14 protein-coding genes and 3 pseudogenes are annotated in these 11,968 nt (G+C 36.9%); 13 read left to right on the forward strand and 4 right to left on the reverse strand.

Going from position 1 to position 11,968, the window contains the following annotated elements; all coding sequences use genetic code 11:
- Nucleotides 1-120: 120 nt before the first annotated feature.
- Complete coding sequence (locus PVV57_RS08730) at nt 121-456, forward strand: hypothetical protein (RefSeq protein WP_273719273.1); 336 nt, start codon at nt 121-123, stop codon at nt 454-456.
- 34 nt (nt 457-490) lie between these two features.
- On the opposite strand, the gene PVV57_RS08735 is transcribed toward PVV57_RS08730, so the two are convergent.
- The gene (locus tag PVV57_RS08735; protein WP_273719272.1) at nt 491-790 is read right to left on the reverse strand and encodes a HigA family addiction module antitoxin; all 300 of its coding nucleotides are present in this window, start codon (nt 788-790) and stop codon (nt 491-493) included.
- A gap of 16 nt (nt 791-806) precedes the next feature.
- Nucleotides 807-1,088: a type II toxin-antitoxin system RelE/ParE family toxin gene (locus PVV57_RS08740; protein WP_273719271.1), complete on the reverse strand. Its 282-nt coding sequence runs from the start codon at nt 1,086-1,088 to the stop codon at nt 807-809.
- Between the two features lie 190 nt (nt 1,089-1,278).
- Between PVV57_RS08740 and ssb the strand changes: the two genes are divergently transcribed.
- From ssb to PVV57_RS08765, 5 genes are all read left to right on the forward strand, one after another.
- Entirely contained in the window at nt 1,279-1,725 is a 447-nt protein-coding gene (gene ssb, locus PVV57_RS08745; protein ID WP_273719270.1) for a single-stranded DNA-binding protein, read from the forward strand.
- Nucleotides 1,726-1,777: 52 nt separating this feature from the next.
- Nucleotides 1,778-2,272: a hypothetical protein gene (locus tag PVV57_RS08750; protein WP_273719269.1), complete on the forward strand. Its 495-nt coding sequence runs from the start codon at nt 1,778-1,780 to the stop codon at nt 2,270-2,272.
- Between the two features lie 95 nt (nt 2,273-2,367).
- Nucleotides 2,368-2,625 (forward strand): AbrB/MazE/SpoVT family DNA-binding domain-containing protein, encoded by a 258-nt coding sequence (locus tag PVV57_RS08755; protein WP_273719268.1) that lies wholly within the window; start codon nt 2,368-2,370, stop codon nt 2,623-2,625.
- Entirely contained in the window at nt 2,625-2,957 is a 333-nt protein-coding gene (locus PVV57_RS08760) for a type II toxin-antitoxin system PemK/MazF family toxin (protein WP_273719267.1), read from the forward strand. The genes PVV57_RS08755 and PVV57_RS08760 overlap by 1 nt, the downstream gene beginning before the upstream one ends.
- 113 nt (nt 2,958-3,070) lie before the next feature.
- On the forward strand, nt 3,071-3,298 hold the full coding sequence (locus PVV57_RS08765) for a DUF6290 family protein (protein WP_007346764.1): 228 nt from the start codon (nt 3,071-3,073) through the stop codon (nt 3,296-3,298).
- 63 nt (nt 3,299-3,361) lie between these two features.
- On the opposite strand, the gene PVV57_RS08770 is transcribed toward PVV57_RS08765, so the two are convergent.
- On the reverse strand, nt 3,362-3,970 hold the full coding sequence (locus tag PVV57_RS08770; protein ID WP_273719266.1) for a hypothetical protein: 609 nt from the start codon (nt 3,968-3,970) through the stop codon (nt 3,362-3,364).
- Between the two features lie 300 nt (nt 3,971-4,270).
- Here PVV57_RS08770 and PVV57_RS08775 point away from each other — a divergent pair, with 300 nt between their 5' ends.
- The 7 genes and pseudogenes from PVV57_RS08775 to PVV57_RS08805 form a co-directional block, all read left to right on the forward strand.
- Nucleotides 4,271-4,597: a hypothetical protein gene (locus PVV57_RS08775; protein WP_273719265.1), complete on the forward strand. Its 327-nt coding sequence runs from the start codon at nt 4,271-4,273 to the stop codon at nt 4,595-4,597.
- Nucleotides 4,578-5,216 (forward strand): annotated as a pseudogene (locus PVV57_RS08780) (phage terminase large subunit); the annotation flags it as partial. The gene PVV57_RS08775 and the pseudogene PVV57_RS08780, both read left to right, overlap by 20 nt.
- Before the next feature lie 537 nt (nt 5,217-5,753).
- Nucleotides 5,754-6,065 carry a hypothetical protein gene (locus PVV57_RS08785; RefSeq protein WP_273783891.1) on the forward strand — a complete coding sequence of 104 codons (312 nt, stop codon included), beginning with the start codon at nt 5,754-5,756 and terminating at the stop codon, nt 6,063-6,065.
- Nucleotides 6,046-6,888, forward strand: coding sequence for an SDR family NAD(P)-dependent oxidoreductase (locus PVV57_RS08790; RefSeq protein ID WP_273719264.1), 843 nt, complete (start codon nt 6,046-6,048; stop codon nt 6,886-6,888). Before PVV57_RS08785 ends, PVV57_RS08790 begins: the two co-directional genes overlap by 20 nt.
- Before the next feature lie 11 nt (nt 6,889-6,899).
- Nucleotides 6,900-7,832 (forward strand): DMT family transporter, encoded by a 933-nt coding sequence (locus tag PVV57_RS08795; protein WP_273783888.1) that lies wholly within the window; start codon nt 6,900-6,902, stop codon nt 7,830-7,832.
- Nucleotides 7,833-7,845: 13 nt separating this feature from the next.
- Nucleotides 7,846-7,923, forward strand: a pseudogene (locus PVV57_RS08800) (Killer protein); the annotation flags it as partial.
- Nucleotides 7,924-7,941: 18 nt separating this feature from the next.
- A pseudogene (locus PVV57_RS08805) lies at nt 7,942-8,046 on the forward strand (transcriptional regulator); the annotation flags it as partial.
- 1,351 nt (nt 8,047-9,397) lie between these two features.
- On the opposite strand, the gene PVV57_RS08810 reads toward PVV57_RS08805, so the two are convergent.
- The coding region (locus tag PVV57_RS08810; protein ID WP_273783889.1) for a type ISP restriction/modification enzyme at nt 9,398-11,968 on the reverse strand (2,571 nt) is incomplete at its 5' end.

The following is an 11,968-nucleotide window of genomic DNA, read 5'->3' on the forward strand; positions in this document are numbered from 1 at the left end:
AAAGATACCGTACAAAGCGATTTAAAGATTTTATGATGAAAACAACATCTGTAATATAAAACGCTCTGTACGGTCAAATTTGAGGTAAATTAACCTATTGGTAAAAATAGGAATTAAAACATGGAAATATTAAAACGACGATTCTTTAAAAAACGTAAACAGCCTATGCAAGTAATGCACAAAAAATTTATTGCAACGGCTGTTGGGTATGTTCCTTGGGGAGATGGGGCGGCAGAGTATTTTTACAATCTCTACGAATATGAAGATGGCACAAGAGAGTGTGAAAAGTTTGACGGCGCTCAGTATTACGAAATACCTAAGAATGCGGATTTTAGTACCAAGGCGCAAGTAAAAGCGTGGATTTATGGCGGTGCTGTACCTAAAAGCGTTCTCAATTACGAACCGCTCATTGATGAGATCAACAAAGAAATTAAAAAATTATCAAAAGCCATTTGATGTATTTTAAGCGAAAAATCGGTCAAGCCAAGTCTTAATTGCTAAGGAGGCTTACTTGCTCTAAAGACGAAATATCCGGTATGGGATTATTATGCCGTGCTTGCCACAGATCATGTTTTTGTTGTAATTTAAGCCAAAATTCCGCATCATTTAAACCAGCCTTTTCTAAGCGTAAAGCAAGGTTAATACTGATTGCAGCATGACAGTTTAAAACACGTGATAAAGTTAAACGTGCAACACCAAGATGATTTGCAGCCTCTGTTACTGTTAAGCCTAATTCATCAAGCAATTCTTCTTTCAAAATACCACCAGGGTGTGGGGGATTGTACATCATGATAACACCTCAAAAATTAATGGTAGTCTTGATAATCAACAAGTTCAACATCTGTTCCGATAAAGCGAAAAGTAACACGCCAATTTGCATTAACACGCATTGACCAATAGCCTTTTAAATCGCCTGTAAGCTCATGGAGACGATAGGATCTAATCGTCATTTGTTCAGGAGCAGATATCGTATCTAAAATTACCAAAATGTTAGCTAGTTTTTTAGCATGTGCAGGTTGTATTCCTTTACAAATTCCTTTTTCGAAAAATAACTTCAACCCTTTATGCTTAAAACTAACGATTGCCATAATATTACCCTTTGCTACTTGATACGATACACCATACACTTATGTCAATCGATTATTTATTAATTTGTTATGTGAAACATAATGTTATATGTTAATAAAAAATAATATCCTTTTGAAATATTTGAAAAAATAAACAAATTATGATAGGATTTTACGTATATAAAATGCAAATCAAATGGAACTCACAAACATGTTGAATAAAGTGATTTTAATTGGCTATTTAGGGGCAGATCCCGAAAGCAAAACGATGACTTCTGGTGCTGAAATAGTCAATTTTCGGTTGGCTACTTCTGAGAGCTATACAGATAAAAATACCCATCAAAAAGTAGAGAAAACGGAATGGCATTCCATTGTGGTTTTTAATCCGCATTTGGCAAAAATAGCACTTCAATACCTCCATAAAGGTTCAAAGGTTTACGTAGAAGGCAAATTACAAACCCGTAAATGGCAAGATAAAAATGGTCATGACCGTTACACAACAGAGATTGTTTTACCACAATTCAAAGGCGAGTTGCATTTGCTTGATGCAAAGAAAGAGCAATCTGCGTCCTCTTCATCTGTCACTTCTCAAAGTTATGCTATTGCTTCAGGTGCTGATGATTATGGCATATCTGCTCATGACAGCATGCCATTTTGATTAAAAAATAGAGCAAAAATAAGAATATGGTTTCCACAGATACGGGGGATGTATGAGAAAGAAAGATGCCTACATTTCACAAGCGAAAGTATGTCAAGATTCTGTTAATCAATTGGCAATTGAAATGCGTGCTAAACGCTTCTGTTTGACCATAGAAGAGGCTAAAAATCCGCTTGCGGGGTCTTATGTTGGGCGGCTATGTTTGCAAGGCGTGCTTACTCAAGATCAGTATGATGCTGCGCAAAAATATCTTGAAGTGAAAAATGACTATTCGTGTGCAAAAGGTTTGCCAAGCGCTGTTTATGATGAAATGCCATCATCTTCTGATGACAAAGCAAGAGAGAAGTGGGTTGAACGTGCAACAGAACAGTTTTGTAACATGCAAGAGGTAATCAAAGAAACACAATACCTCTATAAACAGTATAATCTTTATGCAGCTCTACAATATCTTGTTAGTGAAGATCAAATATTACCACATCTTGTAAATTCATTGCAGATTGCTCTGAATGCGCTTCATAAATATTTTGATAAAAAAAATAAATGGTAGATGTTTATTGTTCTTTTTCCATACAAGCGTGAAAAGCTCTTGAAGAATATGCATTAGAATGTTATATTTTTATATAATATTAAAGGGAGTGTTTTATGCACACAACAAAATTACGTAAAGTTGGAGGGTCTGTTATGCTCTCTATACCGCCGGCGCTGCTTGATGTTCTTCATCTTTCTGAAAACACACAAGTTGGTTTGGCTATTGATAATGGACGCTTGATTGTAAAGCCACAGTCACTCCCTAGCTATACTCTTGAAGAATTGTTAGCGCAATGTAATCCTTCGGATGATTTTGCGGATGATGATATGGAATGGTTTGATACTAAACCTGTTGGTAAAGAGCTGTTGTGATGAAGCGAGGCGAAATTTGGCTGGTATCTCTTGATCCTTCTTCGGGTTATGAACAAAAAGGAACGCGTCCTGTATTAATTGTGTCACCAGAGCCATTTAATCGTGTAACAAAAACACCTATTGTCTTGCCTATTACAAGCGGAGGAAATTTTGCGAGAACAGCAGGCTTTGCTGTCTCATTAGCAGGAGCCGGATTACATACAACGGGCGTAATACGTTGTGATCAACCACGTGCTCTTGATATTAGAGCGCGTCAGGGAAAGAAAATGGAAGCAGTTCCCTCTGTGATTATGAACGAAGTCCTTGCTAAACTAGCAACATTTCTTACGTAACTTCTTGCGGCATTTATGAGAATGTTGCCAAAGCAAGCGATATGACGTGAAACGTTTTTCTGTACAATTTGTTGTATTTGTATTACAATGAGTACAAAGATGAGGATTGCGTTATGACGATATCTATTCGATTGCCAAGTGATCTCGAAACACGTTTGAATAATTTAGCTGCTAAGACAGGACGTACAAAGTCTTTTTATTTACGCGAGATTATTGAACGTGGAATAGAGGAAGCAGAGGATTATTATTTAGCTTCACAAGTAAGAGAGCGTGTTCGAAGAGGAGAGGGTACTTTTTATAGCTCTGAAGAGGTGAGGAAAGAGCTTGGCTTGGACGATTAGGTGTTAACAAACTGAAGCAAAGGCTGGGCAAATATTTTCATAAAAGCTTATCGCTATGTTGATTTAAAAGTAATCATCTGAGTAATCTAAATGTTTGAATTTCTTTTTTAATTCGTCCCGTTCTTCAATCGCCTCATCTCGTTCTCTAACAGTGTTGTCACGGTCTTTTATCACTAAATTATAAGAATTAACTAGCTCATTATGAGTATCGCAAAAAATTTTAAGTCCTCTTGACGCTAAAAACTCATACAGACCAACAGAGAAGATTGTTATTACCAACAAAATTTTTGTTGGGACTCCGAAAAAATGAAGTATAGAGATTCCTATTACTAGGCAAATTGTGATTTCGATCTCTACATACAAAAGAAACAAAAACAGCATGATTGGTACTGTAATTACGAGTACTATTATTCCCACATCTAAGGACTCGTAGAGGAGGATTCCTGTAGATATTATAGCTATAGATATCAGTACGTGCGTGAAATCACGACTATCATAATAATAATTATCACCTATTTCACAGTAGTGCGACGAAAATACATATCTAAAGATTGACCAGAAAATAGAAATAATCGATATTGCTGTCAAAACTCGAAGAGATAGAGAACCTGATATAAATAGTATATCAATTATTACTACTATTGCGCCAAAATACATTGATATTGGTTCCATAGTTTCCCCCCTTTTTTAGCAGTTCCCAGTCATATAATTGATTCGTTTAGAGGATACAATTGTGAGGTGTTGCTTGGTGCTAAAGACACTATATTTAGGCAATAAAATAAAAAAATATACAATATCGTGATTTTTTGTTGACATGGTGTGAATAATAGTGTTTTATGGCGCTGCTGTACTGGTCGAATTGCGTCTAAAATTACAGCAGAGAATTTCTCATTAACTCCTTTTGTTCAATTGACATGATGATTTAGAGCCCTGCGTTTTGCGGGGTTTTTTGTTATTTGGAGAAAGTATTTTATGACAGCGAAAAATACAAAGCAGGCTCCACAATCCCAAAAAATGCCACCAAAGGCGGGGCAAGGGCGGGTTAAAGGCGTTCCCAATAAAACAACACGTCTTTTGAAAGAGGCTGTGCTTAAAGCAGCAGAGCGTGCTGGTAAAAAATATGGTGATGATGGTTTGATCTCTTATCTGGAAAAGCAGGCAATAAGATGCCCTGCTGCTTATTTAGGTTTGCTTGGTAAGGTGTTGCCTTTGCAAGTGACAGGGGAAGATGGGGGAGCCATTAAGATGATAGGGCGTGTGGAAATAGCGCCTTTGGTTCATGACAACAAGACAGATTAAGATTGTACCAAAACTTATCCCTATTTTTACAGGGGATGCTTTGGTCCGCGCGGCTTGGGGTGGACGAGGCTCTGGTAAAACAAGATCATTTGCCTTGATGGCGGCTTTAAAAGGCTATCAATTTGGCATGCAGGGAATATCAGGGACTATTCTTTGTGCACGTCAGTTTCAAAATTCGCTTGCAGAAAGTTCTTTAGAGGAGATTAAGCGCGCCATTGAAGCCCATGACTTTTTAAGGGACTATTACAAGGTTGGAGAGGCTTCGATTAAATCAAATGATGGTCGTATAGCGTTTCAGTTTTCTGGTCTGGACCGTAATATAGCCAGTATCAAATCGATGGGGCGTATTTTGCTTTGTTGGGTTGATGAGGCAGAGCCCGTTACAGAGACCGCTTGGCAGACACTCATTCCAACGTTGCGTGAAGAGGGAGAGGGGTGGAGAGCAGAGTTATGGGTCACATGGAACCCGTTGCGAGATAATGCACCGGTTGAAAGGCGGTTTCGGTTTTCAGACAATGAAGCCATTAAGCGTGTAGAGATTAATTGGTCAGACAATCCCAAGTTTCCCAAGATCTTGAATGAAGCGCGGCTTGATGATTTGAGAAACCGCCCCGAGACTTATAAGCATATATGGGAAGGGGCTTATCTTACAGCGGTTCAGGGTGCTTACTATCAAAAGGAAATGTTGGCAGCCGAGCAGGAGGGGCGGATAGGGCGTGTTGCGCGTGATCCTTTAATGCAGATACGCGCCTTTTGGGATATTGGGGGCACAGGAGCCAAGGCAGATGCAACAGCGATATGGATAGCACAATTTGTAGGTAGAGAGATTAGAGTGCTTGATTATTACGAAGCGCAAGGGCAGCCTTTATCCGAGCATATCGGTTGGTTGCGTTACAATGGCTATGAGAAGGCATTAATGGTTCTTCCCCATGATGGTGCGACTAGAGACCGTGTGCACAATGTGAGTTTTGAAAGTGCTTTAAATGATGCGGGTTTTGAAACGCAGGTCATTCCTAATCAAGGGGCTGGGGCTGTCAAAATGCGAATAGAGGCAGTGCGACGTATTCTACCCTCTGTTTGGTTTAATGAGGAGACGACTGTAGCGGGGCGTAAGGCACTGAATTGGTATCATGAGAAATGGGATGAGAAGCGTAATATTGGTTTGGGAGCAGAACATGATTGGTCCAGTCATGGTGCAGATACTTTTGGATTAAAAGGCGTTCCCAATAAAACAACACGTCTTTTGAAAGAGGCTGTGCTTAAAGCAGCAGAGCGTGCTGGTAAAAAATATGGTGATGATGGTTTGCTCTCTTATCTTGAAAAGCAAGCACTCAAATGTCCTGCTGCTTATTTAGGTTTGCTTGGTAAGGTGTTGCCTTTGCAAGTGACAGGGGAAGATGGGGGAGCCATTAAGATGATAGGGCGTGTGGAAATAGCGCCTTTGGTTCATGACAACGAGACAGATTAAGATTGTACCAAAGCTTATGCCGATATTTACAGGTAAGGCTTTGGTACGAGCGGCTTGGGGTGGACGAGGATCTGGGAAGACAAGATCATTTGCCTTGATGGCTGCTTTAAAAGGCTATCAATTTGGCATGCAGGGAATATCAGGGACTATTCTTTGTGCACGTCAGTTTCAAAATTCGCTAGCAGAAAGTTCATTGGAGGAGATTAAGCGCGCGATTGAAGCCCATGACTTTTTAAAGAGCTATTATAAGGTTGGAGAGGCTTCAATTAAGTCAAATGATGGTCGTGAAGCCATTGACTCTTCTGTCCATAAGGTTATCTCAGAATTTGGTGGTCTTGATGTCTTAGTTAATGTAGCAGGCATTTGTTATAGTGGCGATCCAGAAACAATTGATGCTCAAGAATGTGCTGAAACATTTGATGTGAATATTAAAGGAATGTTCTATATAACAGTTGCTACTTTACCCTATCTAAAAAAGGAAATTCGCGCCGATATTATAAATATTTCATCCATATGGGGTGTAGAATACAATCCTTCTTTAATTTCATATTCTTCTTCTAAATTTGCTGTAGAGGGCTATACTGGTGGGTTGCGCTTATGGGGAATGCCACAAAATATTCGTGTTTGTTCAATCCAAGTTGATAAAGTTAATACGGATTTTCGTCGCAATTTTAAAGGATTTCCAGAGATACCTCCAGAGAATCTTACCAAAATGCTTCACCCAGATGACATTGCTTCCGCGGTCAACTTTATTCTTTCCTCATCTAATACCGCACAAATTTCTTCTATACGTCTCGATGCTCCACTTTGGTATCAAGTATAAGGATCTATCCAATGAAAATCACGCCCAGAATAGCTCTTGTCTTAACCCTCGTAGGAACCTTTTTGTGGGGTTCCAATTTCCAAGCCACTAAGATAGCTTTAACGACTGTTTCTCCATGGACAGCTTCTTTTGAGCGGTTTTTCATTGCCGTAATCGCCATATTTTTAATTATGATTTTCAAAGAAGGCTTGCGGTGGCATGTTTTATCGCAAAATTTTATTTCTTATATTTTCCTAGGGATTATCGGTGTGGCAGGGTTTAATGGCGCTTTATTTGTTGGCTTGCAAACGTCAAATCCCATAACAGCCTCCCTCATCATGGCGACAACTCCTATTAGTGCTAATATTATTGAAGCTATCATGAATAAATCTTTCCCAACCTGTGAGAGGGTTATAGGGATGCTCATTAGCATGTTCGGGGTCTATTTAGTCATAACAAATGGGAGATTTTTGTCTAACCATGTTTCCTTTGCCAAAGGAGATATTATGATTCTTTTAGGTTCCATTGGTTGGGCGTTCTATACCGTTGGCACGCGGTCATTTGTCAAGAACGCAACCCCGCTTGAAACAACAAGCTGGACGATGCTCTCTGGCACCGTCGCCCTTGGCGTCCTAACCTTTTTATTCGAATCCCCTCTTCAAGAAACGATGTCTATGTCCGGCGCTAGTTTATTCGCACTCCTTTGGATAGGGGTTGCAGGATCAGTTTTAGCCTACCTATTTTGGAATATTGGAATAGCGATCCGAGGTCCGGGTAAGACGGCGATATTTTTCAATTTTGTACCTATTTCAGCCTTATTGGTGCAAATCCTGTTCGGCTTCATCCCTCAAATCATGCAAATCATAGGCGTTTTTGTTACGATTTTTGGAGTTCTAATCGGACAAGGCTATATATTCAGCTTACTAGGATCTAGAAAAGCCGTTCCCAATGCGCATAAGGAGTAATATACTTTTTAAGATGAATGGAAATTGGCGTGTTATTTTTCGCTTTATCGGAACAGATGTGGAGCTTGTTGATTATCAAGATTACCATTGATGAAAGGAATGAAAACAAATGACGCATAACCCCGCCCATTCTAGTGAAGTTCTAAAAGTAGCTTTTTTAGAGGAAATGGGGATAACAATACAAAAATTAGCGTATCGTCTTCATATAACAAAATACGTATTTATTGTCAAATAATATTTTATCTTTTTTTGATATTTTTTTTGTATTTTTTTAATGCGTTATGTATTGATAATATCCTATGATTATGAATTGCTTCTTTTATATTTATATGCATTTAAAGTTATATTATAAGCTTTATGAAACGATTGCGTTCTGTTTTGAATCTATACATTTATAATATTTAAAAACGCTCTCATAATGCGTATTTTTAACTTTATAACTTATCAATTTTTTCACTAAATGAATTTAAATTTTTTTGTGAATTTTGTTTATAACACATTTGCAACTTAACAGCTTTTTATAGGAACTGTTTTTATAACAAATGCCTTCATTTGTATTATGATTATAAGACCTTGCTGTTTTTACGCATTCTCTATAGCTGTTATCTTCTTTATAGCCATGGCATCATTTTTCATTTTCATAAGAGAAACGATAAATAGGATAATTGCGATTTATAGACTGTATGAAAACATCTAAAGAGAGATTGATAATTATAGAGATTAGCAAAATCCCTTTATAATAGACCGTGTCAGTGTTGTCAGCCCTTTTTAGACCCTATAATTATTTTTTTTAATGAGTAAAATTAAAAACATTGTATTTCAATATGTTAATGTCTTTAAAACACAACCCATATCAAGAATACAATCTTTAAAGATAAACAATGATGTGAATTGATTAAAACTTGTCAGTTATCTGTCAGTAAATTGAACCGACAAAAGTGATTATTTTAGTGAGTCATTAAAATGTGTCTTATGAAAAGCGTATGACCCTTTAAAGCTTTTAAAAAGATAGCTTGTAACTCATAAAAGATGCTATCAAGATCATTATAGTTATGAGTTTCGAGGGTTTTGAGGGTTCCTTTTATTATTACTTATTTTATTTTTTAAATTGGAAATAAAAGTCATTATATTTCAATATGTTAAAGTTTTAAGCAAACAACCTATATTAAATACAACATGTAAATACAATCTGTAATATATATTTAAGAGGGTTTTGAAGGGGTTTTGAGGGTGTGAGAAACCTTCAAAACCTATAAGTAATATAAGAAAATGAATATACATAACTCTCTTTAAACAAAGCTATCATTTTAGATTACGGTATAATCTTTTAAAGGCAATGTAAAAAAATCTAATTCACTTTAAGAGTGGGTTTCTTAAAAGTCTTAAAGCAATCCAAAGTAGAGTATCTAAAAGTGCAAATGATTTCTTTTTAGAATAACGCATATAAACACTCCTTTTAAAGATTGTATGTAAGCAATGTATAAAGGGGGGATAGAACCTATAGGTATAAGACCCTATACCCCTTATGAGTTTATCATACTTATTATGTGAGCATGCTTTATAAGTTATTCAGTTTCTCTTATTTCTAATTTTGGTAAGTTTTTTACAATTTTCATTGTTTCTAAACTTACGGTAATAACTCTTTGAAACAACTCTAGAGGGTAGGCAGGGTTGCCAACGGTTTCAACAGCATAGCGATTGGCATCATTAACAATGCCACTATTTTTATCAGTCTTGACACATTGACGTTCCATAACCCATTCAAGAGCGGGTTTGCCATTGACGATATACTCATAAGCTTCAAGAGGGATATCTGTTATGGTAATATTGCTGTTGTAAAAAACAGTCGATTTATCCTTTTCCTTACTATCCCCAGAAAATTTCATTTCTGTAACGTAGTAAAATTCTTCGGGATTAGAGATCTCAGTCTGTTTTGGATTACCCTTTTTAAAGGTCACTGGATAAAGCTCTACATCTTCATAATTCATGTGCAAATGACCCAGTTCACGCCCTGCTGTTACAAACTTCCAAAAATCATCAGCACTCTTTACACAAGGAATGCGAGGTAATTCTTTGCATAAATTATCAGCATAACGAGAGCGATAATCTTCCGAATGCAAAAGACCGTAAACATAATAGAATAGATCATCTTTTGTTATGGTTTCATTAGGATAAGCAGCTTTAAAATGGTCTAGACCTTCATCAGTAATAGCATCACGCTTCTGTAAACCAGTTGTTTGGTTTTCCTCTATAGAGTTTGTAAATAAATGGGTTTGTTTTTCATTTTTACTTTTTGAAACCGTAGTGTCTTCATAAATATAGCGTGGAAAACATTGTCCATTTTCTATCACATGAAAATCAGATACTGTCTTAATCATAATAACAGAAAAATCTTTATTTGCTCCTATACCTGTAATTTGTATCACTCTATTTTCAACCGTTTGCCCTATAGGAAATATCCGCGGCATTTGATAAACTCTTTCATTGAAAACGCGATTATAATAAAACCACTGTCGTGTAAAAGGACGGTAAAGGCTTTGTGTGAAGCATTTTTCTTCAAGTTCAAAGATTGTTTCTCTTACCAATTCTTGTTTAACATTATGACTCCAACTGATTTTTTCGGCATTCGTATTGATAAAATCATTTACAGCCCTTGTACGTGCTTTATGATCAGCATGTACATAAGTATCATTAAAACGTTCCACTTCACTATTGTAGAATGCAATCATGTTATTCATATTCTTTGCTAAAGCTTCACGGCTTGCATTATATGCCCATGCATCACGGCTAGTGATAATTCCACAAGAAAAATTTTCAAAAAATTTTTTACCATGACCTTTTTTATCACCTTTATCACCTATAGCTAAAAATGATTTGAAACTGTCATCACGTTGACTAAGCCAATCCCCATGCTTATCCGGTGTAATTATTTTCCAACCTTGTTTACTTCGTGTAATGCCATCAATACTCTTAAATTCTTCAATTATCGTGAGCTTTTCTTCTCTATTGAGATAGTCTCCAATATCCCGAAAATATATCTTACCATGCAGTTGTGCATTTGGATTTTTTACGAGAATAGAGATAGCAATAGGGGCACGAGAACCTTCACCAAAAATTCCACCACTTTCTTTCTTACGTTGTTCTCCAGAAGTCCGCGCATTTCCTCGTAAATGGAAAATATAAAGGCTGCTAAATTCTTCAACGAGGCATTTTCGTAACCCATCCATAGAACTTCCATTAATAAAACCGGCATTTGTAACAAAACCAATAACACCACGGTCTTTTATACGGTCACTAGCCCAGCGAATGGCACGTATATAGCTGTCATACAGACCTCGTATAAGACTTGCTTTAGATTGAGCCGCATAAGTTTCACTGATCCGTTTATCTAAAATCGGATAAGGAGTATTTTTCGCGTTATCGTTTTCACTCTTTTGTCCTATAGAATAAGGAGGGTTACCAAAGATAACTTCGATATTTAGTTTCTTTTGAAGTTCTAAATATTCACTGTTTTCCTTGAGCATACCGTCTATCAAATTTTTTTCTTTAAGCGTCTGAAACGTATCAGCCAAACCAATATGCTTGAAAGGAATGTAATCACCTTTCATCAATCCATGATAGGTTGCTTCAATGTTAATGGCTGCTATGTAATAAGCGAGTAAAACAATCTCATTGGCATGGATATCATAACGGTATTTATATTCCATATCCTCTGGTTTGATGAGATCTGATTGTAAAAGCCGCGTAATAAAGGTACCCGTTCCCGTGAAAGGGTCAAGAATAGAGACACCCCGTGACCCCAAGCTTTTTCCAAATTCATTGCGTAAAACATCATCAACAGAATGAATGATAAAATCCACAACCTCAATGGGCGTATAAACAATTCCTAATTTTTCTACCGTACGCGGAAAAGCATAACGGAAAAATTCATTATAAAGCTTTACAATTAAGTTTTGTTGTGCTTCAAGGCTTGTAATTCCTCGTGTGTAAAATTGTACATCCCTAGAGAGAGTTTTAAAATCTTGAGATTCTTCTTTAAGAGTAACTTTATCAAGGATATTAAGCACACGTTGTAAAGCACAAGAGATGGGATTTCCTTGAACGAACTGATGTCCCTCAAACAAAGCATCAAAGAC

Source organism: Bartonella sp. AU15XJBT, from assembly GCF_028618615.1.
Classification (GTDB): domain Bacteria; phylum Pseudomonadota; class Alphaproteobacteria; order Rhizobiales; family Rhizobiaceae; genus Bartonella.